The organism is Desulfobaculum senezii, from assembly GCF_054657395.1.
On sequence record NZ_BAAHYU010000004.1, the window covers coordinates 142,342 to 165,295 of the forward strand.

The 22,954-nt window shown below is 61.0% G+C and carries 22 protein-coding genes; 7 read left to right on the forward strand and 15 right to left on the reverse strand.

Going from position 1 to position 22,954, the window contains the following annotated elements:
• Positions 1–14 precede the first annotated feature (14 nt).
• The 5 genes from ACYQ2T_RS15520 to ACYQ2T_RS15540 form a co-directional block, all read right to left on the reverse strand.
• A complete protein-coding gene (locus ACYQ2T_RS15520; protein ID WP_459901820.1) occupies positions 15–710 on the reverse strand; it encodes a DotU family type IV/VI secretion system protein in 696 nt (231 codons plus the stop codon).
• 27 nt (positions 711–737) lie between these two features.
• Positions 738–2,135 (reverse strand): type VI secretion system baseplate subunit TssK, encoded by a 1,398-nt coding sequence (tssK, locus tag ACYQ2T_RS15525; protein WP_459901821.1) that lies wholly within the window; start codon positions 2,133–2,135, stop codon positions 738–740.
• Between the two features lie 18 nt (positions 2,136–2,153).
• The gene (locus tag ACYQ2T_RS15530; RefSeq protein WP_459901822.1) at positions 2,154–2,693 is read right to left on the reverse strand and encodes a hypothetical protein; all 540 of its coding nucleotides are present in this window, start codon (positions 2,691–2,693) and stop codon (positions 2,154–2,156) included.
• 545 nt (positions 2,694–3,238) lie between these two features.
• On the reverse strand, positions 3,239–3,589 hold the full coding sequence (locus ACYQ2T_RS15535) for a hypothetical protein (RefSeq protein WP_459901823.1): 351 nt from the start codon (positions 3,587–3,589) through the stop codon (positions 3,239–3,241).
• Positions 3,570–4,625 carry a DUF6765 family protein gene (locus ACYQ2T_RS15540; RefSeq protein WP_459901824.1) on the reverse strand — a complete coding sequence of 352 codons (1,056 nt, stop codon included), beginning with the start codon at positions 4,623–4,625 and terminating at the stop codon, positions 3,570–3,572. The genes ACYQ2T_RS15535 and ACYQ2T_RS15540 overlap by 20 nt, the downstream gene beginning before the upstream one ends.
• Before the next feature lie 175 nt (positions 4,626–4,800).
• On the opposite strand from ACYQ2T_RS15540, the gene ACYQ2T_RS15545 reads away from it, so the two are divergent.
• On the forward strand, positions 4,801–5,739 hold the full coding sequence (locus tag ACYQ2T_RS15545; protein WP_459901825.1) for a bifunctional helix-turn-helix transcriptional regulator/GNAT family N-acetyltransferase: 939 nt from the start codon (positions 4,801–4,803) through the stop codon (positions 5,737–5,739).
• 227 nt (positions 5,740–5,966) lie between these two features.
• Here ACYQ2T_RS15545 and ACYQ2T_RS15550 read toward each other — a convergent pair whose 3' ends face one another.
• From ACYQ2T_RS15550 to ACYQ2T_RS15560, 3 genes are read right to left on the reverse strand one after another with little or no spacing between them, the layout of a single operon-like run.
• Entirely contained in the window at positions 5,967–6,656 is a 690-nt protein-coding gene (locus tag ACYQ2T_RS15550; protein WP_459901826.1) for a DUF4956 domain-containing protein, read from the reverse strand.
• 9 nt (positions 6,657–6,665) lie between these two features.
• Positions 6,666–7,355 (reverse strand): polyphosphate polymerase domain-containing protein, encoded by a 690-nt coding sequence (locus ACYQ2T_RS15555; protein WP_459901827.1) that lies wholly within the window; start codon positions 7,353–7,355, stop codon positions 6,666–6,668.
• Positions 7,352–11,485 carry a right-handed parallel beta-helix repeat-containing protein gene (locus tag ACYQ2T_RS15560; RefSeq protein WP_459901828.1) on the reverse strand — a complete coding sequence of 1,378 codons (4,134 nt, stop codon included), beginning with the start codon at positions 11,483–11,485 and terminating at the stop codon, positions 7,352–7,354. Before ACYQ2T_RS15560 ends, ACYQ2T_RS15555 begins: the two co-directional genes overlap by 4 nt.
• Positions 11,486–12,023: 538 nt before the next feature.
• On the opposite strand from ACYQ2T_RS15560, the gene ACYQ2T_RS15565 reads away from it, so the two are divergent.
• From ACYQ2T_RS15565 to ACYQ2T_RS15580, 4 genes are all read left to right on the forward strand, one after another.
• Positions 12,024–12,413: a pancreas/duodenum homeobox protein 1 gene (locus ACYQ2T_RS15565; protein ID WP_459901829.1), complete on the forward strand. Its 390-nt coding sequence runs from the start codon at positions 12,024–12,026 to the stop codon at positions 12,411–12,413.
• Positions 12,414–13,050: 637 nt separating this feature from the next.
• The gene (locus ACYQ2T_RS15570) at positions 13,051–13,494 is read left to right on the forward strand and encodes a thioredoxin family protein (protein WP_459901830.1); all 444 of its coding nucleotides are present in this window, start codon (positions 13,051–13,053) and stop codon (positions 13,492–13,494) included.
• Between the two features lie 94 nt (positions 13,495–13,588).
• Positions 13,589–14,839: a MalY/PatB family protein gene (locus ACYQ2T_RS15575; RefSeq protein ID WP_459901831.1), complete on the forward strand. Its 1,251-nt coding sequence runs from the start codon at positions 13,589–13,591 to the stop codon at positions 14,837–14,839.
• 58 nt (positions 14,840–14,897) lie between these two features.
• On the forward strand, positions 14,898–15,869 hold the full coding sequence (locus ACYQ2T_RS15580; protein WP_459901832.1) for a GGDEF domain-containing protein: 972 nt from the start codon (positions 14,898–14,900) through the stop codon (positions 15,867–15,869).
• An 87-nt stretch (positions 15,870–15,956) separates the two neighbouring features.
• Here ACYQ2T_RS15580 and ACYQ2T_RS15585 read toward each other — a convergent pair whose 3' ends face one another.
• The 6 genes from ACYQ2T_RS15585 to ACYQ2T_RS15610 all read right to left on the reverse strand — a co-directional run bounded on the left by ACYQ2T_RS15585 (position 15,957) and on the right by ACYQ2T_RS15610 (position 20,437).
• Complete coding sequence (locus ACYQ2T_RS15585; RefSeq protein WP_459901833.1) at positions 15,957–16,205, reverse strand: hypothetical protein; 249 nt, start codon at positions 16,203–16,205, stop codon at positions 15,957–15,959.
• A gap of 370 nt (positions 16,206–16,575) precedes the next feature.
• Positions 16,576–17,307, reverse strand: coding sequence for an amino acid ABC transporter ATP-binding protein (locus tag ACYQ2T_RS15590; protein WP_459901834.1), 732 nt, complete (start codon positions 17,305–17,307; stop codon positions 16,576–16,578).
• A gap of 4 nt (positions 17,308–17,311) precedes the next feature.
• Entirely contained in the window at positions 17,312–18,319 is a 1,008-nt protein-coding gene (locus ACYQ2T_RS15595) for an amino acid ABC transporter permease (protein ID WP_459901835.1), read from the reverse strand.
• Positions 18,320–18,521: 202 nt separating this feature from the next.
• Positions 18,522–19,343, reverse strand: a complete 822-nt coding sequence (locus ACYQ2T_RS15600) for a transporter substrate-binding domain-containing protein (RefSeq protein ID WP_404845553.1) — start codon at positions 19,341–19,343, stop codon at positions 18,522–18,524.
• 71 nt (positions 19,344–19,414) lie between these two features.
• Positions 19,415–19,579, reverse strand: coding sequence for a hypothetical protein (locus tag ACYQ2T_RS15605; RefSeq protein ID WP_404845552.1), 165 nt, complete (start codon positions 19,577–19,579; stop codon positions 19,415–19,417).
• Between the two features lie 93 nt (positions 19,580–19,672).
• Positions 19,673–20,437: a dimethylarginine dimethylaminohydrolase family protein gene (locus ACYQ2T_RS15610; protein ID WP_459901836.1), complete on the reverse strand. Its 765-nt coding sequence runs from the start codon at positions 20,435–20,437 to the stop codon at positions 19,673–19,675.
• A gap of 130 nt (positions 20,438–20,567) precedes the next feature.
• On the opposite strand from ACYQ2T_RS15610, the gene ACYQ2T_RS15615 reads away from it, so the two are divergent.
• Complete coding sequence (locus tag ACYQ2T_RS15615; protein ID WP_404845550.1) at positions 20,568–20,804, forward strand: hypothetical protein; 237 nt, start codon at positions 20,568–20,570, stop codon at positions 20,802–20,804.
• Between the two features lie 82 nt (positions 20,805–20,886).
• On the opposite strand, the gene ACYQ2T_RS15620 is transcribed toward ACYQ2T_RS15615, so the two are convergent.
• The gene (locus ACYQ2T_RS15620; RefSeq protein WP_459901837.1) at positions 20,887–21,507 is read right to left on the reverse strand and encodes an HD domain-containing protein; all 621 of its coding nucleotides are present in this window, start codon (positions 21,505–21,507) and stop codon (positions 20,887–20,889) included.
• A gap of 201 nt (positions 21,508–21,708) precedes the next feature.
• Between ACYQ2T_RS15620 and murI the strand changes: the two genes are divergently transcribed.
• On the forward strand, positions 21,709–22,527 hold the full coding sequence (gene murI / locus ACYQ2T_RS15625; protein WP_459901838.1) for a glutamate racemase: 819 nt from the start codon (positions 21,709–21,711) through the stop codon (positions 22,525–22,527).
• Positions 22,528–22,954: the final 427 nt, after the last annotated feature.

The window sequence follows — 22,954 nt, forward strand, 5'->3', positions numbered from 1 at the left end:
TGGTCTCCGCCTCGTCAGCCAACGATTTCAAGCAGAAGCTGCCGCATGGTTGCGGTCTCCCATACCCAGACGCCGTGCGAGACTGCCACCAGCATCAGGGCCACCATGGCCACCCACGCCCACCACCTCCTCAGTGAGGGCAAATTCTGTGTTCGCGCCGGGTGCAGCACGCGGCCGTAGGCATCAGCAAACAGCATCTCGCCGCCCTGCCGCGCGCCGCCAAGGGCCTCCTCCAGCTGCCTGCGGTACTGCGCCAACGCCGGGGCGTCCTCCGGCGCGGCGTAGCGCCCCTTGAAGCCCAGCCCCAACACAAGGAGCACGGTCTCCATCAACGGCGCATCCGCGGCGTCACGGCGCTGAAGCAGCCGGTCCGCAATACTGAATATCCGCTCGCCGGACTCACGGGTGCCAAACAGGCGCTCCTCCAGCAGGTTTGTCTTCCAAAAAGCCCGGCCCGCCCACGCGCGCGAGAGCAAAAGATCATCCGCCAACGCCGCAAGGGCGTACTGCGTCAGCACACCGCCGGAGCCTGCGCAGCCGGGCTGTTCATGCTCTCCGCTTGCGGCGCGCCCGCCCAATTGCCGTTGCAGGATGCCCAGCAGGCGGGCGTGGTGCTCCGCAGCCGCGCGAGGAGCGTCCTCGGCGTCCTGCGCGAAGGCCTCATCCATGACGCTCTCCAGCGCCCGGTAAAATTCACGAACCTGCTCCATTGGCGAATCCACTTGCATACCGGTTCCCTACACTTCGCCCGTGGGTTCAGGGCGCTTGGTCTTCTGCCGCTTTCCTGCGCCGCTGGGGCGGGACGAGTGCCCGTCTGCCGCGCAGGGCTGATACAGCACAATGGCTGCGGGCGGACGCACAGCCCCGCCCTGCACGCTTCCGGCAATCTGCACCACGCCCTGTGGGTCGATGGTGGCGGGGTCGACATTCACGGCAAAGAGCGCCGTATTCGCTGGCGCAACAAATTCGCCCTCGCGCTGCACCTTGCGGCGGGTGGCGCCCAAAACGCGGCGGTCCGTAAAGTGCTCAAAGCCGTCGCTGGCGCCGATAATCGCCTGCCGCATCCAGCGCTCCGCATCCTCGGCGCGCTGGCCGGAGCGCGGCACGACGCCAAGCAGCATTTCTTCGCCAATATCCAGCCCGCTGAGGTCCAGCGAAAACGTTTCGCCATCAAGGGCAAAGCGGTGTTCCTGATAGCTTTCGGCAACGCCGCGATCGAGCACGCGGGCGATGTAGCCCACCACCTTGGCAAAGGCGGCGTAGGCTTCTTCGTGGTGATATTCCACACGGGGCGGGAGCACGGCGCGGCCAACGGAGCTCACACTCCCGGCAAGGCCCTGCAGGGCAAGAAAGAGTGAAAACGGATGCGCCGCGCCACTGTATAGGAGGGATTCCGCCAGCGGCAGCCACGAAAGCAGCCCCGCCAGCCCAAGGCGCGACTCCAACAGGTACGAGGCATCCTTCCTGCCGGCAGACGTGATGCGGTCGCCAACAATCATGGCCTTTTTGCGGACGATGCGGACAATGCGCTCACTCAGCGCAAACACGGACGTCCCCGGGCGCACCAAAAGCGAGGGCGGCATATAGTCCGACAGACTTAGTCCGTCCTGCTTGGAGACCACTTCAGCAAGGGGAAGGGACACATACTGCGCGGACGGCGCGCCCCCTGCGGCGAGGGCGATGCGGGGACGAAGCAGGGGAACATGAATGGCGTTTCCTGTGCTTTCATCCACCACAGGGCCACTTTCGTAACTTTCATACCGGGCATTTTCGCCGCGCACCTCGCGCCCGGGCATGGACGCAGGCACCGTCAGATACACCCGCACGCCGCCGGAGCGCATGCCGTCCTCGTACGGGGCGAGGTCGATTTCCAGCGGCTGGTCGGAGCTGTCATACCGCGCCACAAGGCCATCCGGCATGACCGCTTCCAGCGCCCGTACGCGGAAGACGCCGCCAAGCAGCAGCTGCGAGTCCACCTCGCACCCCACCACGCCCCACGAAAAGGGTGCGCCCGCGCTCATCCGGTACTGCACCAGCTGCTCGTTTCGCCGATCCATCACCTGAAAGTGCTGGGGCGAAAGCAGCATTCCCTCATGCCACTGCACAGCGTCAAACATCCCATTGCCATTACCCACAAGGCACCTCTTTCGTGGTCATTGCGCTTCGTGTGCGGTCGTCTTTACAGGCTGAACCACAAACCCTTTCCGCTGGAACACACAGTGCAGGTCCGCCGCGGTCTTGCTTATGAAGCGGTGTTCGCCTTCCGTCAGATAATCCGCGAAAATGATAAGCATTGTACTGCGCAGCTTGGTGGGCACGGTCACGTCCGGCACCGTCGTCCCCGGCACGTACTCGCGGTGGACGATGTCGTAGTCCGTGCCCTTGGTGAAATCCCGAAAGAACTGCGCCTTCTTTTGGTTCCACGTCCGCGCGGACAACCCGGCAAGCTGGCCGCCCACCTCGTCCGAGTAGACCATGATGAAATCCACGGGCACGGCGGTGTTCGCGTTGGCGTCCGGGGCGATGGTTACCGTGATGACTATTTCGCTTTTGGCGGACCACATGCCAAGGTGGTTGCCGTAGCAGCCCCACAGGGCAAGGCACGCAGCGCAAGCGCAAAAAACAGCGCACCACACGGGACCACCCACACTGCCCCGCCAGTATCCCGCGCCAAAACCGAAACGCGCCGTCATTCCACCTCCGCAAGCCGCCTGTAATAACGCCAAGAAGCAACACTTTTCGCCATCTATATGTATACCACGATAGATTTCTTTTTTCCAAGTATCATACATAAAAAACGATACAATTCAGCCATACTGCGTCAGCAAGGCGCGCTAACACCTTGCAAAACAACATGTATTGCACAGGCCATGCAGAGCCTTCTGCGCCCAACTGTTTTCTTCCATATTTCGCCCGGATAGCCCGCCCCATTGCGGCTCATCACACGCAAGCAGGCCGGAGCATCAATGATGCTCCGGCCTGCTCAGTGCCGAAAAGTGGCGTCAGGCGGTCGTTGCCGTCTACGCCCTACGCCGTCAAAAGCTGGGGTGAAGGGATGGAGTCCCGCTCTAGCCGGCGCGCGGCCGCCGTGGCTCTCCCTGCGCCTAGTGCCTTGGGCAAGCGAGGTGCGTCCTGCCCCCCAAAAAAACATGGCCCCCCTTCTATCCGGGAACGGAGGTCACAGCTTACGGTGGTACAGGTTGGCACCTCGGGCCTGCCTCCCCAGCGTGCAGTTGAATCAGCCACCACTCCACTTGTACCACGGGTCGTCGTGGCCGTTTCGCTCCAGATAGGAGTTGGACTCGTGCTGGCCCGCGCCGGGGGTATTCCATGGCGCAACGGGGTCATCGCGGTCCGGGAGCTGGTTCCACGGGGCAAGGGCGTCGTCCCGCTTTCCCGGCTGATTCCACGGAGCAAGGGGGGCGTCGTTACGGAACCGGCGCTCGTCGGGACGGTCCTGACCGTACTGGCCGGGCTGCCGCGGCGCAGAACCATACTCCTCAGCCAGCGCCGCTCCCGCGGCCACAAGAATAAGCACCACCCCGGCGCACAATGCCGCAGTCCACAGCCTACGCCACAACAAGGTCATACTTCGGCAGTAGCTGGCGCAGCACGTAGGACCGGTGCAGGGCCGCGGCTTGATAGAAGTGGAAGACGTCAAGATCAAGCACCTGACTGGAGTCGCGCGTGTCGTCCATGAGCTTGATTCCCTCATTCCAAGGCTCCGGGTCGTACGCCGGAATGACAAAACGGTCCCCGCCAAGCAGCGAGCCGTCCGCCGCCTGCGTGGTCCACGCGTCACACCGCGCCTCCTTCTCGTCCGCAAGGCGCAGCACCTCCTTCACGGCGTCCTCAATATCGTCGAAGGGGTGCACCGCCCCGGACGCAAGCTCCGGGTGCTCGTGCCCATAGCGCACAAAGATGCCATGTAGCGCCCGGCACGCCTCAAGGAAGGTCTTCTGATTGTCCCGCTCCTTCGGCCCTTTGCCGCGGTGCTCGTAATCGAACTCCCACCTCAGGTAGGGCTGGTCCGGGTACGTCGCCACACCGCCATGCCCCAACGCGCCGGACAACTGCTCCGCAAAAAAGGCACCGCATCGCGTCGTATACTTCTCGCAGAAGGATTCCAAGGTGCATTCCTTGCCACTGCCCCCGCCATGAAAGTCGATGCTGTCCTGCTCCACCTTATTGGCCGCGCAACTGATGCCGCAGAAGCCATAATGGGAATACGTATCCGCAAAAACATGCGCCAGCACGCCAATAAGCGCCGAGGAAAACCGCCCGGCCCGCAGCCCCAGATGATGCGCCACCAACTCCTGCACCACAGGGCTGTTCATGCGGCACATCAGCCGCTCCTCATAGGTTGCCCCCTCCGCGCCGGGCAAAAAGTGAAACGGCACCCACACCTGCCGTTGGTCGTCGGCGTTGATGTTCTCAATCTGCTCACAGTGGTGCGCCGTAGCGCGAAGCTGGAGCATCGCGCCGTCATCAAAGTCGCACGGGCGCTCCTCCGCATTATCATCCACAAACTGCGCCGACGTGGCGATTTTCCGCGCCGTTTCTTCATTCAGGCCTGCCGCGTAGGCCAAGGCGTATGTGCCGTAGTAGTGCATGTCGAGCTGCATATGTCCTCCTTCTGCTCGGTGCCGCACAAAGTACGGAGAACATATACTCGCAGAATAGACCTGTCTATAGCCACATAAATACAACTGCTTGCGCAGAAATCAGCATGCACCTTGACAATATGGGGGCGCCTTTCTTATGGTTGCGCATCGCAACTACTTTCATAGGGAAGATATCATGACATCACATCTCACACGCCGACTCCGGCGCACATCGCGCAGTTTGGCCCGGGAGTGGAAGCTGGTCGCAGGCCGCGCGGACCAGATGGGGCTCACCGTTCCCGAGGCACACGCCCTCATCGAACTCTCCTCCACCAGTCTCTCCGTTCAGGCCGTGGCCGACACGCTGCTCATTGACAAATCCGGGGCCAGCCGCGCCCTTGCTTCGCTTGCCAAACAGGGGCTGGTGGAGTCCGCTCCGGATGCCCGCGACAAGCGCGCCAAGAACTTCACCATCACGCCAGAGGGACTGCGCCGCGTGGAGGCCGTCCACGCCGAGGCCGACGAGTTGGTTTCCGGTGCATTGGAGCTTCTGGCCGAGCATGAACAGGCCGCCGTCATGCAGGGCCTTGAAACCTACGCCAAAGCGCTGCGCTATCGCCGCCTACAGGAGGGGTTCGCCTTCCGCCCCATCACGGAAGCAGACGACGCCGCCGTTGCGGCCATCATCCGCGATGTCTCGGAAGAATACGGCCTGCGCGCCGAGGACGGCTACGCCGTGGGCGACCCCAGCGTGGACCGCATGACCAACACCTACGCCGCCCCCGGCAGCCGCTACTGGGTGCTGGAGCGTGAAGGGCGCGTTGTGGGCTGTGGCGGCATTGCCCCCCTCCCCACCGACGAAGGCCACTACTGCGAGCTTCAAAAAATGTACTTCCTGCCCGAGTGCCGTGGCCGGGGGCTTGGGCGGCGCATGGTCCTGCTTGCCCTGTCCTCTGCGCGGGAATACGGCTACGATGCCTGCTATCTGGAAACGACCCACCAGCTTGGCGAGGCCACCGCGCTGTACGAAACCCTTGGCTTTGAAAAACTCGCCCGCCCCCTTGGCAGCACCGGGCACGATGTGTGCGAACTCCACTTTCTCTACCGCTTCAAAAGCCAGCAAGACGCGGCCTAGCGCGCCGCGCCGCCACCTGCCCAACGCAAACCGGGCCCGCCACGCACACAGCGCGGCGGGCCCGAACATGTTCTGGACTTGTCCCGAACTTGCCCCAAGCTTGCCCCGGAAATGTTCCGAACATGCTCCGGAAATGCTCCGGAAATGCACCATCTGCCAACAGTTCCTTTTCTGTACGCACTCCACCTACGCGGGCCGCAAAACGCCCCGGCGCGGCGCTCCCCCCTCTACACGTACAGATTCGTTTCCGGACTGAGCACGGAGATGCTCTTGATGCCCTGCTCCTTTTCCATATCGGCCACCATGGCCTGAATGCTCCCCGCACGGCGGCCTTTGGCCTCGAAGGTGTATTCGCAGGAGCCGTTGCTGCAGTTGCTGAGCGACGATTTCAGGTCAAGGCGCAGGTCCTTGTACTGGCTGAGGCGGCTGTGCAAAGCCTCGAAACCGGGAGCGTCCTTAGGCGTGGTGAAGGTGACGATAAAGTTGCGGTTGGAGAGGCTAAACGCGCCAAAATGCGTCATAACAGTCATCACCAGACCGATGACAATGGTGCTGGCCACAGCCACGGTGAAGTTTTCCGCGCCCACGGCAAGGCCCTCCGCAATGGCCCAAAACAAATACGCCATATCCGCCGTATTCTTGATGACCGCGCGGAAGCGAATGATGGACAGCGCGCCGATAAGGCCAAGGGACAACGTGATGTTGGAGCCGATAACCGACATAACCGTTGCCACCACCATCGTTACGGACACCAGCGTAAAGCCAAACTGATGTTCCACGCTAATGGAGCGCGAGTTGTAGCGGTAGATGAAGCACACGCACAGCCCAACCACCAGCGACACCGCAAGGCGCACCAGAATCTGGCTGAGGGTCACACCACCGGGCACAAGCACAAGATTCTGCAATTGCTCAAACATAACCTCTCCTTAAAAGACAAAGGAACTGTTGACGGCAAGGTTCTGCACCGCGCTCCCATACTTGCTGATGGCGCGGCGTTGCAGGCGGTATTTCTCCACCACGCGTGTGGCGAAAAACGGCATGTACGACGGAGCCTTGATTTCAAGAACCGCCACGTCATCCGGCAGGACCGGGCGGTGGGGCTCCGGCATTTCATCCCCCGTGACACGCGCGCAGCGCACGTTGCGGTCCAAGGTAATGCGCACGCGCGAGTCCGTGCGCGAGGTCAGGGCGACGCGCTCGTAATCAATGCGCAAAACGGGTTTGAGGCCGGAATACCGGGCAAGGATGGCCACATTGTCACTGAGGGTTTCGCCCGACATGGCGCAGGTTTTGGTGGCAAAGACCATGTCCGGGGCAACACTGGCCTTGTCCTTGTACACCCTGTCCCCCACCTTTTGCTTAAACTCCAAAAAGTACGGCGAGTTCTCGCAGCGGGGGTAAAAACGCACCCGCACCTTGGTCCGGCGCGTCTGCCCGCTCAGCTTTTGGTGATAGGCCCGCATCTCCATGTCATCAAAATAGACGGACGCCACATGATAGGTGCAGTCGTCCTCCGCCGCGTGCGGGTCCGGCACGCAAAACGGAAACACATCGTTCAGCAGAGACGCGGACTTCCAACGCGCCACGAAATACTTGTACTCTATACGTTCAATCATGGCGCGCCCTCCCCTGCTGCAGAGACGGTCAAATCTCCAATGTGCGGCACATCGCCAACCGAGTCCGCGACAAAAACGTTCTTGGCATCCGTCAATGTGGCAAACCGGTAGCCAAACTCCCCAAGGGTGCCCTCCGCATGGGCCAGAATGAATTTCTTTTTGCTCAGCTGCTTCTTGGGCAGACGCACCACCTGCGAGATGCTCTTACCCCGCGTGCGAAAGTCCGTCCCCACCGCGTAGACGGCGGACGGAAGCGCCCTATCCTGCTCATAGTCCTGCACGCCAATGTCCATGGTATTGCCGGACAACGCGCACCGCTTCAGCACCACCGTTCCGCCGCCGAAGATAGCCTTTTTCTGATAGGCCGTGACACCGGTCTTGCACTGTTCTATGCGGGTGCCGCGTACAAGCACGCGGCTGAGGTCCTTGGCCGTTATGCCCTGCACGCTCCGCTGCATCACGCAGTCCACCACCCGCAGCGTGGAGCGCTCCCCTGCGCTGACGCTCTTGTCGCCATGGTCCGTAAAGGTGCACCGCGCCACGTCAACGCGGGAGCCTGAGATATCCACGCCGTCGTTGGCATTGGCCACAAAGCGGCAGTCCTCAACGCGCGACCCACGCGTGACAAGGTCAAGGTCCACAGCGTCCGCGCCGTTTTCCGCGAAGGTGCAGTGCTCAATGACCGCATGGCCGTACTTCACGTTCAAGCTATCGTCGCCGCCCCCCTCGCTGGCGCTTTCAAAGGTGCAGTGCCAGAAGCTGGCATCCGCGTAGTGCACGGCAACCATGCCTGAAAAGTACGCGCCATTGGCGTACGCCTCGGTGCCGCCACGGAACACGCAATGGGCAAAGTCCGCGCGGGATGTCCGCAACACGGCAAACGATCCCCACGGCCGCCCCATAAACGCCCGGTCCACAACAATGGGCTTTTCCGGTGTGCCAAGAGCTTGCACGGGGCCGTAACACACAAGGGACGACTTGGGCGTCATCCGCACATCTGCGCCGGGGGCAATACGCAGCGTCACCCCCTGCGGCACAACGATGGTGCCTTCCAGAGTATGCTGGCCTTCGGGGAGCACCACAGCACCATCCGCCCCGGCCACAAACTGCGGGTGCCGCGCCACAAAGGATTCCGCTGTACGGAAAATGTCCCGATACTGGGCAAAGGGCATGCGGTACCGCTCCCGCGCCCGCTGGACGCGCCGCGCCTCAGCCTGCGCATTCACCTCGACGGCGAAATCGCGCACACGTTCACGCCCCTTGGCGGACGTAACGGCGCAGGGCACAGCCTCGCCCGTGGTGGAACTACGCAGGGCAAGGCGAACGTCCGCGCGGCGCACGGGCGCATCCGCCTCAATGACAAACGCGCGCCTGCGCGGCGCAAGCACGCCGTAGCGCTCCAAAACGCGCATTAGGCGTCTGTAGCGGCTCGCATCCTTCCGCACGCCATCCTTGAGGACATAGAGGAAAGTCACCGGACGCGGATAATACGAGAATTTCTTCCGCGTGTAGCAATCGGCCACAAAGTCGACATCCTGCGGCGTGGTGATGGCGCGGATCATCGCCTCGTACTGGAAACGCCACATCACCACGCTGGCAAACTGCCTGTAGAAATCCGGCAGAAGCAACGTATCAGGACGCGAAGGGCCCCCTTGTCCGCCTGTAACCGCCGCCCCTGTCGCCGCGTCGCGCACGGTGAAGGGGACGTCCCCGGCAAGGCCAATCTCCTCAACGCGCGCGGGGCTCATGGCGGCATCCTCGGCCAGCAACAGCGCATCCTGATAGTACAGGTTCACGCGCGAAAACGTGGGAAGCTCCAACGCCCCACGCGGCTCCACAACCAGCAGATAACGCCACGGCGGACCTCCGGAGAGCCGTTGCCACGTGGCCCGGTAGGCATCGGTGCGCTGGGTGAAGCGCCTGAGCCATTGCACCCGGCCCGCAAAGCGGTTCCGCTGGGTCGCATAGGTCGATGCAAGCTTGCCTTGCTTTTGGAACATGCGGCCATGGTAGCCGTACGTTACGGACGACTTATGGGCACGTTCCGTCTGCTGGTACAGCGTATCCAGCGTGGCAAGGGAGCGCTGCACAAAGGCTTCCGACGAGACGCGCTCCCAAATCCGGCGCGTCTTGACGGCGTAATTTTCAGGCCGCAGGCACACAAAATCCATAAACGGGTTGTGCCGGATGAACATGCGGGAATGGGCAATATTCTGGATGCGCACGTCATAGGGGAGCATCTCGAACCGCCCACACGCCGTGTTCCAGAACAGGACGTCGTTGTGCATCCAGTCGATATGGCAACTGGACAGAATGTTGGAGAGGACGTCGAGGTCGATGATATTGTCCGGCTCGAAATACTGCGAGAAGGCGCCGTAGTCATCCGCCTCCAGCATCTGGCTGAACGCGCCCACGATATGCTCCGTGGGATAGCGCTTGCGGAAGGATTTGGAGGGCTTGATATCCACGGACACAACCTCTTCCAACGGAAACGGCTCGCCCACGTAGGTCAGCTCCGCTTTCGGGTCTTTGCTCAGGCTTGCCGTCAGGTCCGAAACGCTGCCATCGGGTTTGCCCGCCAGCTCCAGACTTTTGCTGGACCTGTCAATGCGCCACATCAACCCCTGCGGCCTGCCGTTGATGATGAGGTAGACAAAATCATTTTGGAGAGGAGTCAGCCCCATGCTCTCGGCAATGCGCTGCGCCCACGCCTCGCCGATAAAGGAGCGGCACACTGGGCGGATAAGGTCCACCCGGTGGCGCTTGGCAAAGTTGATACGCCACGACTTGGTGCGCGCAAAATGATGCCCCACGCCAAACCCGCGCGTCTTCATGCGGATGTCCACAGGCGCGGAGCCACCAACGGACAGCTTTGCAGGCTGCATATTCCGGTAGCCGGGGAGCATCTTGTACGCGGCGTCACCACGCCATTCGAGGATGTTTTCGGGCCGCCACAGCTCTGGCAGGTCCACGGTGATGGCGTAGACGGGCACACCAAGGGAGGCGGCTTCCTCCTGCATGGTGCGCCTCTCCTCGGCGGTGTACACCTCGTCCATCAACAGAGGACGCTCCGTGACCGCGCCGCTCTCCTGCATCTGGAGGCCCTCGCGCTCAAGCAGTAGAGGAAGCGTGTCGTCTGTCACCGGATACAGCGCCATATTGTCAAAGAAATTGGCGTACACATACTGATGCTTAAAGGCGCGCGTATTGGGCATTCCCACGCTCACCGCCCCGCCGGGACTGGTGAAGACCAGCCCCGTCCGCACCCAGTCGTTCTGCGCAATGGCGAGGGTCACCTTGCGGTGGGCAATGCGGCGTTCGTCCTCGCCGCGCACTTCAACATACGGCCCGGTTGTCCCCAGCAGGTTCTTGGTATCGAAAACCAACAGGTACCGCTGCCCCGGGGTGGTCTGCACGTTTTGAAAGCACCGCGCCGTCAAAATATGCGCGTTGTAGCACCGCTCTCCATCCGAGGGTTTGTAGATGAAACGCTTGATGAGCGGATCCTCCGGGGAGGCCATCGCATCCATGGTGATGACGCTGGTATCCATGACCTTGCTGGCAACCTCACGCCACACAGGCCCCATATACCGCTTCAGGCCCGTCAGCACCGCGCGGAGCGGCTCCTCGCCGCGTTCGGACCAAATCTCTATGCTGCACGTGGCGTTCTTGATGCCTGTGAAGGTGAAATCAATCTCCGGATGCTCCTCCAAAAACGTTTCAATCACCTGCGTCAGGCTCTCAACGCGCAGTTCACGGTCTTCATGGAGCGTCCCATTCGTCACATGGGTTATAAACAGATGGTCGTGGGCGTAGGTATTTTCGTTGGCCCAATAGTCGCCCGCGCCGTACAGGACGTACGAGACAATAACGTTCCGGTCGTCCTTGGTGAGAATTTTAAACCGACAAGTCAACTTGGCGAGATTCCCGTCCATCTGGTCAAGACGGTAGCCAAAGGTGATGGGACGGTCGTAGAAGCGTGGGCGCAAACGGAACGCTATGGGGCGGGAAGTGACGCCCGCCGAGTCGTCGGGGTGAAACCGCGAGAACTTCGGCGAGACCCCACGCTGAAGGGTCCACCCTTCCAGCCCCTGCTCAAAGGACCCATTCTGCAGTATACTCTGCGGCAATTCCTGGCGGCATCCACAAAGCACCAAAACCACACACAAAGCAGCGCCACAGACACGAGCCATATGCAATACGGACAACCTCACCGCGCCCCCTGTCCTTCATATGGTTTCTGACTCCCCTCAACCCCACCACAACTCAGAGGCCAATATTACAAAAACGCCACACGTTACAGCCATGTAGCATGAGAGTTACACGGGGATGACACCCCACCAACACTAAACATGAACTTGGAGAATATGTCCAGAAAATCGGCAGACATCGCACCAACTTTGCAACTCCCCGGCGCAGAACGGCACCAACACGCCGTGGCGTAGCCCCTGTGGGAGGCGCATTTTGGCTATGACCTCCATTCGGGGCACCTCGGGGCGTCACCACGCCGGCTACGGCTGCGCCGCGCGCCATAGGTCCGCCCCTCCCCCGCACACTTGCCGCCATGCGGCATCCGTGGTAGCGGGGGCTAGCTTTTCAACACGTCTGCCGCGCGGCGCCTCGCCTCCGGCAGTCCCAGTATCGTTCAACCACTTTGGTGCAAAGGCTATGCAGACCGAATACACGACAGTTTTTAACGAAGAACGGCTGAGGGCCATCTTCCCGCCCGAAAAGACCGATGCGTTTTTCGAGGCGCTCTTCGGCGACAGCAGTGAAGGCGCTTACGACATCCGCCTGCATTTCTGCGGCGAACACAACGGCATCTTTGACTTTGAATTCCAGCTGGCACAGCGCCCGGGCCGGTGCCTTGCCTGCAACCTGACCTACGGCCTGCCGCAGGTTTTCTCCCGCCACCCCGTCATCAACGCAGCGCAGGTGGCACAGGACATTGCCGAGGCCGCAGGCCACAGCCCCGAAGCCGCAGAGTGGACCATCGGCTCCACCCGCGAGATTTCGCCCGGCCTTCATGCCGTACCGCTGACCATCACACTCAGCTAAACGCCTTTTCCGGCACTCCACAGCGCGGCGCGCACCGCGCTGTGGAGTGCCGGCCACATCCATATCTGCCACAACGAAGAGCGGGGCTGCGACATATGTCGCAACCCCGCTCTTGTATTGCCGTACCGACCGCCTCGGTACGGCACCGCCAAAGCGCTACTGACACCACCATGGTGCCGGATTATCGTTCCTTTGCGGCGCGCGGCCTTGCACAACATGCTTCAGCCGGCCCCACACTCGCCACAGCGCGCATTGCTGCGCCCTGCCACGTTCTTATGCATGCATTTTTTGCCGCATGCGCATCGTGTATATATCGCCCGGGAGACGCGGCGTCCGTCGGCGGGGCGACATGCAGTGAAAAAACGTCCACATGCACTTTCTACGCGACAGAAAAACACTACAACTGCAAAAACATCTTGGCAACGAATTTACCAAATTTTTCACCAGTCCCTTTCCGCGCCCACAAAGAATGTGCGCCTGCAACAACGGTAATCCCAGCGCCTTGGTCGGACTACTACAGACGAAACAGGTCTCTACTACGTTAAAAACCGAGCGCTCACTCGGTTTTTTGGCGACAAGCCAAGCGCTTGCCAGACGCACAGCCGATGCCTATCTCCTTAGAAAAGGAGTGCATGCCATGAGCACCACCAACGCCACCGTGACCATACCATGCCCCGCCTGCATGACCCGCAACAATGCGGACCCTCAGCGCCTTGGTCGCGCTCCCGTTTGCGGCAAGTGCGGCGCCCCGCTCATTCCGGCACGTCCCGTGGCCCTGCGCTGGGAGAGCTTTCCCCGCTACGCCCTGCGCAACTCCCTGCCCGTCCTTGTCAACTTCCGCGCGCCATGGTGCCCGCACAGCCGCCGCATGGTTCCCGAATTCGACCGCGTGGCGACGCTGCTTGCGCCCTACATGCTCACCGCCTCCGTGGACACTCAGGCCGAGGAAGGCCTTGCCGCGCACTACCGCATCGACTCCATCCCCACCACCGTGCTTTTCCGCGGCGGCAGGGAACTCAGCAGAATTGCCGGCGCCGTGGACGCCGAAGAGCTGGCTGCCTGGACTGCGCGGCTGGCCTGAACCCTTGCGCCATGTGGGCAAGGTGTCTATCATCGCGGCGTTACGCCGCACGTCCTGCTTGCGCGGCATCACCTCCACGCCACGAGACACCACAATGAACACGCGCTACGACTTCGACACGCCCATCGACCGCAAAGGCACCGGCTCCGTCAAATGGCAGCTTGCCCCCTCTGGGGAAAACCTCGACACCATGCGCGTTTGCGACGACTGCTTCGGAGACGACGCCCTTCTGCCCCTGTGGGTGGCGGATATGGACTTCCGCGCGCCGCAGGCCATTACCGATGCCCTGATGCAGCGTGTCAGCCACGGCGTGTTCGGCTACACCCTCGCCACACAGGACTACCTGAAGAGCGTCTGCCGCTGGATGCAGCGCCGCCACGGCTGGGACGCCCGCCCGGAGACCATTGTCCCCACACCCGGCATTGTCCCCGCCTTGCACTGGCTGATTCAAACCTTCACCACCCCCGGCGAGGGCGTCATCGTCCAGCCGCCGGTCTATTATCCTTTCTTTAGCGCCGCAGAGACTACAGGACGGCGCATCGTCCGCAATCCGCTGCGCGAAGAGGACGGCCACTACCGCATGGACTTTGACGGCCTGAAACACCTCGCCGCCCAGCCGGACGTCACCTGCGCCATCCTCTGCAACCCGCACAACCCCGTTGGCCGCGCGTGGACTGCCGAGGAGCTGTGCACCTTTGGCGAAATTTGCCACGCCAACGGCGTCACCGTCATCTCGGATGAAATCCACTGCGACCTGACGCTGTTTGGCACCCGGCACACGTCCTACGCCACCATGCCCGAGCACCTGCTGGCCGACGCGGTCATCTGCACAGCCCCGAGCAAAACCTTCAATCTTGCAGGCCTGCAAACCTCCAACATCTTCGTGCCGGACGCCGAACGCCGCAAAGCCTTCCGCGCCACCCTCGCGGCCAACGGCATGCACGACCCCAACCCCCTTGGCATGGTGGCCTGTCAGGCGGCCTACGACCACTGCGAAGACTGGCTGGACCAGTTGCTGGAGTACATTGAAGGAAGCATGATCTTCGTGCGCGATTTCCTCGTCCAGAATATTCCCGCCGCGCACATGCGCCTGCCCGAGGCCACGTATCTGGCGTGGATGGATTTCCGCAGTCTCGGGCTTGACGACCTCGCGCTCAAACGGCTGATGCTTGAGGATGCACGGGTCTTTTTGGACGACGGATATATCTTTGGCAAAGAGGGTTCCGGCTTTGAACGGATGAACCTTGCCAGCCCCCGCAGCATGATACAGGACGCTCTTACCCGCATCGCGGCCAGTGTCACCACGGTGCAACGCGCGTCCGCCACTCCGGAAAAACTTGCATAGAATGGTATTCTGTGTTTGTTAAAGCCACGTTACGCGCCACACCTTCTCCGGAGCATCCATGACGCATCCATGCCAGCCCATTACTGAAATACCAGAGGGATTTCAGCACCTTACTACAACCGACATGTTTCGCTTTCTCCAAGAACTGCCGCTTGGCGTTTGCATTATGGACATGTCGGCCAATATCCTCTGGGCCAACTCGTCCTACGAGCGGATAACCGGCTACGCATGGACCAAAATCGCCGACGCTGGCGAACGCGTCAAACGCCTCTACCCGGACCAAGCCTCGCGCCGGAATCTGCACGAGAAGTGGCTCAACGATATCACCACCCCCGGGCACGCAGTACGCGAACTGCGCGCCCGGGTTGCCGACGGCAGTGTGAAAAATCTGGAATTTCGCCTAAACACCCTGCCGGACGAACATATCCTCATGACCGTGGTGGACGTGACAGAAAAGCGCCAGCAGGTGGAATCCCTCTCCCACATGGCGCATACGGACTCCCTCACCGGCATCCACAACCGCCGCTTCTTTCTCTCCCGCGCCTCGGCCGAGGTAGACCGCGCCATCCGCTTCCACCGCCCCCTTGCCGTGCTGATGCTGGACGTGGACCACTTCAAGCGCGTCAACGACACCTACGGGCACCTTGCAGGCGATGAAATTCTGCGCTCCATTGCCCGCTCCTGTGAAGAAAACATGCGTGAACACGACATCTTCGGGCGCATTGGCGGCGAGGAATTCGCGGCCGTTCTTGTGGAAGCCGACCTGGAGATGGCGCTGCACTCCGCCGAGCGCCTGCGCGCCACGCTGGAGTACATTTCCGTCTCGCACAACGGCCAACGCGTGGGGGCCACCGCCAGCATTGGCGTTGCCACCATCACGTCCGTGCACGACTCCCTGCCCGACCTTCTCGCGCGGGCGGATAAGGCGCTCTACGCCGCCAAAGCCGCCGGGCGCAACTGTATCCGCCCCTATCTTGAGGAGATGGGCCCGGCCAAGGCCGCCCCCGTCATCCAGCACCCCAGAGCCTAGCCTCTCCTTCCCTGCCCACCCACAAGGCGCAAAAAAGCGGAGCATCTCTTAGAGATACTCCGCATACGTTTTGTCTTGTGCCGCCGCTTACACGCGCCCGGTCCACACCGTCCCGGCCCCAACCTCGGGCACGGAAACATCCGGCGTTGGCAACCCGCCCGGCGTAGGGAGCGGACGTATGGTGCGCTGCATATCCAGCCCATGGATAAAGTGCGCGACACCGCGGACTATGGCGTCCTCGCGGTTCCACACCTTGCTCATGCGCACCCAGTCGCGCAGTAGGCCGTAGGCGATATCGTGCTGCACACGGGCTATGTCATTAATGACGAGACTCATGAGTCAACGCTACTCCAACGCACACGCCGCCGCAAGTCTGGAAACGCGCCCGGGGCATCGCTGGCTCACCGCCTTCTCCTGCCTGACTTCGCCGCGCCGCAACGCACCAGCCTCTACGCCTTCCCATGCGAGCCTTTGCGCCACCGCAGAGCGTCAGGCACCTGCGCCGCGCCCCGCCCTTGTGGTGGAGCAAAATCTCAATCCCGCGCGTGCCCTTCCTCCGCCCTTTTACGGCTCCACTTCGCGCCAGCCGCGCCACCTCACGACGGCACTCTAGGACGGCGCGCCCCGACGCCTCACGAAAAAGGGCCGCACTCCCAAAAGGAATACGGCCCCGCATATCGCATATAACGCCTTGCGGCAGTGCGACCTACAGAATCTGCTTCAGGAAGGTCTGCGCGCGCTCGTTCTGCGGATTCTGGAAGAAGTGCTCCGGCGTGCCCTCCTCAAGGATGGCGCCAGCGTCCATGAAGATGACGCGGTCGGCAACCTCGCGGGCAAAGCCCATTTCGTGGGTCACGCAAATCATGGTCATGCCGGACCGGGCAAGGTCCTTCATAACGTCCAGCACTTCGCCGACCATTTCCGGGTCCAGCGCGGAGGTCGGCTCGTCAAAGAGCATGACCTTGGGCTGCATGCACAGGGCGCGGGCGATGGCCACACGCTGCTGCTGACCGCCGGAAAGCTGGTCGGGGTAAGAATTCCACTTGCTCTCGATGCCCACCTTTTTCAGGTACTTGCGCCCACGCTCCTCGCACTCCTCGCGGCCTTCGCCGCGTACAGTCATAGGAGCCATCACCAGATTCTCCAGCACGGTCTTGTGCGGGAACAGGTTAAAGGACTGGAACACCATGCCCGCCTCGGCGCGGACCTTGTTGATGTCCACCTTGGGGTCAAGCACGTTCGCACCGTCGATGGCAATTTCGCCGCTGTCGGCAAATTCCAAACGGTTCAGGCAGCGCAGGAAGGTAGACTTGCCGGAGCCGGACGGCCCGATGACAACCACCACCTCGCCTTCGGCCACATCGCAACTGACGTCACTCAGCGCCTGAATCTTTTCGGGGACGTAGAAGAATTTATTCACATTGCGTACTCGGATCATATCGCTAAACCGCCTTGCGTTCCATGTACTGGATGATCACGGAAAGGGTGAAGGTCATCAGCAGGTACAAGATGGCGCATACGAACCACATCTCGTAGGTCTGCAAGGACGTTGTCACCACCTCGCGGGTCGTTTTGGTCAACTCGCGCACAGCGATAACGCCAAGCAGGGAAGAGTCCTTGATAAGGCTGATGAACTGACCGGCCAGCGCGGGCAAAATGCGGCGGATAGCCTGCGGCATCACCACGCGGCGCATGGCCTGAGAGTAATTCATGCCAAGGGAACGGGCCGCCTCCATCTGTCCGCGGTGCACACTCTGGATGCCCGCGCGGACGATTTCCGCAGTGTACGCGCCCGTAAACGCGGCAAGGCCGACGGCGCCGAACCAAATACCGGGAACACTGGGCAGGCTCCACGCGCCTAGGATCTGGTTCACCAGCGTTCCGATGACGTAATACCAGATCATCAGCTGCACAAGCAGCGGCGAACCACGCACCAACTCAATATACGTTATGGCGGTCCATTTGAGCAGCGGGTTGTCGGAGATGCGGAACAAGCCTGTGGCAATACCAAAGACAAGGCCCATCACAATGGACATGAGGCTGACCTTGAGTGTTATCCACAGACCGATGAGGAACTGCCCAACCTTCCAGTGCTTATGCACTCCAAGGGTGTCGCCGGGGTAGACAAAGTCTCCCTCCATGACGCGGATGTCCTGACCGGGGACGGAGTATTCCTCCACGGTGCCATCCATGGCAGTGACCTCAACCTCGTATCCCTTCTTGGACTGCTCGACGGCGGTGACTTCGCCATCGAGCTCGGTTCGGATGTTCTGCTCATCTTGGTAGAAGAAGTACTGGGGCACTCGGTACCATCGCCACGTGTAATCGACATACTTGGTGGCTCCATACAATCCGAGGCACGTCAATGCTACCAAAACAAAAAACATGGACGTCCAGAACCGCTTGTAGTGCGGGCTTCTGGGCCGGTCCAAACCGGGATAGAGTGACATTCTGTCTTCACGCTCCTTTTCGCCCCGCGTCATCGGGGCGCACAGATTTCCTTCAAGCACGCTTCCGGCGCGCTTGCGCATGCCCCCGGAAGCTCCGGAGGCATGCGCAAAAACACCGGCGCAAAACGCAGATGTCTGCAATAATCGCCCCGCGCGCCCTTTTCAAGAGCACGCGGGGCGATATGTCAGCTTTTTTTGCGGCCTACTGGATCTTGTTGAACCAGGAGGTCGACTGGATCCACTTCTTGTAGATGCGGTCGTAGCGGCCGTCGGCCTTCAGCTGATCCTGGAAGTTGTTCAGGAAGTTCAGGAAGTCCGGATCGCCACGGCGGATGCCGATAGCCATAGGCTCGTAGGTGAAGGGCTTGTCCAGCAGCACAAGGTTCTTACCACCCTGCTGGGCCATAAAGACCACGCAGTAGGGCAGGTCGTACACAAAGGCGTCGGACTGGCCGTTGGCCACGTCCATGGCGGCGTCGGGCTGCTTGTCAAAGGACTTGTAGCGCGCCTTGGGCATCATACGCTTGGCGGCCATCTCACCCGTGGTGCCAATGCAGGAGGCCACGGTGTACTTCTCGTCGTTGAGATCGCGGTAGCTCTTGATCTCATCCTTGAGGTTCTTGTTGATGAGAATGGCCTGACCGATGGTCAGGTACGGCTGGGGGAAGGAAATCTGCAGATTTCTTTCCTGCGTCAGCGTCAGGCCGGAGATGATGACGTCGTACTTGTCGGACAAGAGGCCGGGAATGATGCCATCAAAGTCGGTGTTGACGATTTCCAGACGCACGCCCATGGCCTTGGCCAGTTCCTTGGCGAGGTCAACGTCAAAGCCGATGATGCGGCCCTTTTTGTCGGTCATCTCAAAGGGTGCATAGCCGGGCTCCAGCCCGACACGCAGGGTGCCTCGCTTGAGGATGGACTCGATGGTGGACTTCTGAGCAAGCTCAATGTCGGCGGCGAAAGCCTGTCCGGCCAGCGCGAAAATGCAGACGGCGACCAGAAGCAGTTTTTTGGCAAAATGCATCCGCGGACCTCCTATGCGATGTTGATCAGTGATTCCCGTGGCGGGGAAAGGGCAGGATGTCTACAAAAAGGTCAATACTTCCCTTCTGTCAGGATTTCCTTGATGATCATCTTCTTCTTGCACACCGGGCAGGCCGGCATCTCCTCTTCCGGAAGGTAGATAACCTGGGAAATCTTGTGTGTCGGGCAGTGGACCTCGACGGCCTCTCTCTTGTATCTGTCCTTAAAGGCATCCATGACTCATACTCCGTGACAAATAGTGGCAATATACTGTCAAAAGCACTTTTGACAAGTTCTAATCATTATTTGACAAATTTGTAAGCGCTATCTTCACGACAACCGCAGGGAGAGGCACGTCAGCGCGCCGTCCATCTTGCGGGTTTCCGTCATGTCCAGTTCGACTACATTGCGCCCCAGCCCGTCAAGTATTTTCCGCGTGGACGGAAAGCCCGCGGGCGTAATGACAGTGCCGTTGATATACAGTGCATTGGCGGCGTACTCTTCCTCCGGCTCCACAATATGCAACGTATAACCAGAAAACTCCTCACGCGCGGCAAATTCCTGCGTTATCAGCAGGTCGTTGCCACCAAGGGACGTCACGCCGCACTTCAGGTGCAGTCCTTCACGGACGGGGACCAACGTGCAGGTATAGCCGTAAGCCGTCAGGATATCACCAAGCTGTTTCGCTCCCGCCTCATTGGTACGGCCAGAGACGCCGATGAAGAACTGGCGCTCCACCTGCAGCACGTCGCCGCCGTCAACGGTGCCCGGAGCTTCAATGCGCACAAGGGGTCGTCGTTCTTCAAGGATGGGGACGATGCGCTCCTTCTCGCCGTTGCGTTCAGTGGCGCCGGGGTTGGTAATAACGGCGACCTCCGGAGTCACCACGGCAACGTCCTCCACAAAGTGCGCGTCCGGAAAGTCCGGCTCGGCGGGCAGAACGTCCACCGTCAGGCCAAGACCCCGAAGCGTGTCCACGTATGCCGCATGCTGCTTGAGCATCAGGGAATAATCAGGCACACCAAGCTCACAGGCCGTGGTGATGCCGTCTGCAAACCCCTCGCAAGGCGTGCGGACAATGGCATGCGTAAACATTTGGCAAATCCTCTACGGTTGAGTTATCGGAACCGACATGCTTATGCCCGAAACAGCGCCATGTCAAAAATTACAGCGCCTTCGGCCCAATTTCCCCAAACCGTAACGCACGAGGCATCCTGCACCCGTCATGCTCACCATCCGCTGCTCCCGCTGCAAGACTAAACTCTGGAAGTACAACAAGCTCGGCAAAGGCGAAGTGCTGCGCTGCCACAAAGCCCGCATTGATAAAATGCTGGATGCCGAGGTGGACGGCGACCGCATCCGCTGCCCCTGCGGGCAAATCGTGGGGCACGACAAAGGCAGTTTTTACAAGATGGTCAAGAAGGGCTTTGTGTACTCCGGCAAGAAGGTCAACAAGCTCTAGCCCGCCCTTCCGCGCCCCGGCGGCTTGCACCCAAATCTGCCCGCCCGCCTCGCACTCCCTTTCCATTACGCGCAGGCCACGCTCAGCTGTCCGGCTCCTCCACGCGTTCACCGCGCACGGCCTGCCGTGCGTAGACGCAGTTTTGCGTTTCCGCGTCCGCCGCCTCGCGCACCGCGCGGATGAAGTCGTCCACATTGGTATACTTGACCCCATACCCTAGGTTAAAGGCATAGTCGAAGCTCTGCGGGTTCGTTCCCTGTGCCTGCTGGAGCACGGTTTCCAGCTTATCCAGAGCCTTGATGAGGCGCGCTTCCGCCGTTCTGGCGTATTCGTAGTCCTCCCACAGCTCCAGCAGCCAGCGTTGGATTCCAGCATCCAGCGGGCGAATCAGCTCCTCAAAGTCCGCGCGCTCGCCATCGCTTTTGTCCCCGCACTGTTCCGGCGCGGGAATGTCGCCGTTGATCGCCTCGCCAAGGTCATGCACGATGCTCAGTTCCAACAAGCGCTTCGCATCCAATTCCGGGTATCTGCGGCTTACGAGCATGGCAAACAGGCTCAGCCGCCAGCTATGTTCCGCCGTACTCTCCTGCCTGCCCGTGCGCGTCCACGTTGTACGCATCGTGCTTTTCAGCGCTTCGGCGCGGCGCAGAAAGTCCAACAGGCCATAGAGTTCCTCATCACGCGGGGGCGTGTTTGTCTGCATTGGTCCAACTCCTTCAAATCACTCAGCGTGTTTGTCTTCACCCTGCATACGGTAATCCCCCTCAGCTATCAAACCCGGCGCCCGCCCATGCGCCCCCGCGCCGCACTCGGGCATTGACTCCCGCCGCGCGTCGGAGCACTATCGGCCACCACCGCCGGGGGTTGGCCTCGGCCTTCATGACATTCCAACACGAGCCTCAACATGAACCGTAGCGAACTCCCCATCGGCCTTTTCGACTCCGGCGTGGGCGGATTGACCGTTCTCAAGGCCATGCGCAACCGCATGCCCTGCGAAGACCTCATATATCTCGGCGATACCGCGCGCCTGCCCTATGGCACCAAAGGCCCGGACACCATCACCAAATACGCCCTGCAAGCCTCGGCGCGCCTTGTGGAACGCGGCATCAAAGCCCTCGTCATCGCCTGCAACACCGCAAGTTCCGTCGCCCTCGACGCCCTGCGGGCCGAATATCCGGACATCCCGGTCATCGGCGTTGTCGAACCCGGCGCGCGTGCCAGCGTCAACGCCTCCGCCACCGGGCACATTGCCGTCGTCGCCACGGAGCGCACCATCCGCGGACAAGCCTATCAGCAGGCCATCACCCGCCTGCGCCCGGACGCCGACGTTGTCGGCATCCCCTGTTCCCTGTTCGTCGCCCTCGCCGAAGAAGGCTGGACCGACGGCCCCCTCGTCGAAGGCATCGCCGCGCGCTACCTTGCCCCTACCTTCAACACCAACCAATCCGCGCCAGACAGCCTCGTTCTCGGCTGTACGCACTTCCCGCTCCTCAGCGCCGCCATCGCCAATGTGGTCGGCCCCGGCGTCGCCATCGTCGACTCCGCCGCCACCACCGCCGACGCCGTCGCCGCCGAACTCCAGCGTATCGGCCTCGGCCGCCAAGAACGCTGCGGCTCCAACCACTTCCTCGCAACCGACAGCGTCAACCGCTTCGCCAGAACTGGCGGCCTCTTCCTCGGACACGACATCAATCCCACTGATGTGGAGCTTGTGGATTTATAACAGGCAAACCGGGTGGTGCTTGTGCGGGGCTTTTTTTGCCTTCGGCGACTTAAGGGAATGATTCCCTTAAGAATCCCCATATGGTGGGCATTGCTGGGGTGGTGTGCGAATGGTGCAGTGCCACTCGCATGACTCACGAGCGTCCCCCATAAGAGGATTTTTAAGGATGAAATCCTTAAACCACCGGAGGTAACAAAAGTGGCGCAACACCACCACGGTTCGCCAGTCCTTCTGGCAAACCGGATGGGTTGGCTGTGCTTTTTTTGCCTTCGGCGAGCAAAGGGAAGGATTCCCCTTACAATCCCCATATGGTGGGCATTGCTGGGTGGTGTGCGAATGGTGCTGTGCCACTCGCATGACTCCCGAGCGTCCCCCATAAGAGGATTTTTAAGGATGAAATCCTTAAACCACCGGAGGTAACAAAAGT

Bases quoted from the DNA above. Each gene is read 5' to 3' on its own strand.
- ACYQ2T_RS15535 (WP_459901823.1), bottom strand. From the start codon at position 3,589: ATGACCTTGTTGTGGCGTAGGCTGTGGACTGCGGCATTGTGCGCCGGG.
- ACYQ2T_RS15540 (WP_459901824.1), bottom strand. From the start codon at position 4,625: ATGCAGCTCGACATGCACTACTACGGCACATACGCCTTGGCCTACGCG.
- ACYQ2T_RS15610 (WP_459901836.1), bottom strand. From the start codon at position 20,437: ATGTTTACGCATGCCATTGTCCGCACGCCTTGCGAGGGGTTTGCAGAC.
- ACYQ2T_RS15545 (WP_459901825.1), top strand. From the start codon at position 4,801: ATGACATCACATCTCACACGCCGACTCCGGCGCACATCGCGCAGTTTG.
- ACYQ2T_RS15580 (WP_459901832.1), top strand. From the start codon at position 14,898: ATGACGCATCCATGCCAGCCCATTACTGAAATACCAGAGGGATTTCAG.
- ACYQ2T_RS15600 (WP_404845553.1), bottom strand. From the start codon at position 19,343: ATGCATTTTGCCAAAAAACTGCTTCTGGTCGCCGTCTGCATTTTCGCG.
- murI (WP_459901838.1), top strand. From the start codon at position 21,709: ATGAACCGTAGCGAACTCCCCATCGGCCTTTTCGACTCCGGCGTGGGC.
- ACYQ2T_RS15620 (WP_459901837.1), bottom strand. From the start codon at position 21,507: ATGCAGACAAACACGCCCCCGCGTGATGAGGAACTCTATGGCCTGTTG.
- ACYQ2T_RS15555 (WP_459901827.1), bottom strand. From the start codon at position 7,355: ATGATTGAACGTATAGAGTACAAGTATTTCGTGGCGCGTTGGAAGTCC.
- ACYQ2T_RS15605 (WP_404845552.1), bottom strand. From the start codon at position 19,579: ATGGATGCCTTTAAGGACAGATACAAGAGAGAGGCCGTCGAGGTCCAC.
- ACYQ2T_RS15565 (WP_459901829.1), top strand. From the start codon at position 12,024: ATGCAGACCGAATACACGACAGTTTTTAACGAAGAACGGCTGAGGGCC.
- ACYQ2T_RS15570 (WP_459901830.1), top strand. From the start codon at position 13,051: ATGAGCACCACCAACGCCACCGTGACCATACCATGCCCCGCCTGCATG.
- ACYQ2T_RS15590 (WP_459901834.1), bottom strand. From the start codon at position 17,307: ATGATCCGAGTACGCAATGTGAATAAATTCTTCTACGTCCCCGAAAAG.
- ACYQ2T_RS15530 (WP_459901822.1), bottom strand. From the start codon at position 2,693: ATGACGGCGCGTTTCGGTTTTGGCGCGGGATACTGGCGGGGCAGTGTG.
- ACYQ2T_RS15595 (WP_459901835.1), bottom strand. From the start codon at position 18,319: ATGTCACTCTATCCCGGTTTGGACCGGCCCAGAAGCCCGCACTACAAG.
- ACYQ2T_RS15550 (WP_459901826.1), bottom strand. From the start codon at position 6,656: ATGTTTGAGCAATTGCAGAATCTTGTGCTTGTGCCCGGTGGTGTGACC.
- ACYQ2T_RS15615 (WP_404845550.1), top strand. From the start codon at position 20,568: ATGCTCACCATCCGCTGCTCCCGCTGCAAGACTAAACTCTGGAAGTAC.
- ACYQ2T_RS15575 (WP_459901831.1), top strand. From the start codon at position 13,589: ATGAACACGCGCTACGACTTCGACACGCCCATCGACCGCAAAGGCACC.
- ACYQ2T_RS15585 (WP_459901833.1), bottom strand. From the start codon at position 16,205: ATGAGTCTCGTCATTAATGACATAGCCCGTGTGCAGCACGATATCGCC.
- ACYQ2T_RS15520 (WP_459901820.1), bottom strand. From the start codon at position 710: ATGGAGCAGGTTCGTGAATTTTACCGGGCGCTGGAGAGCGTCATGGAT.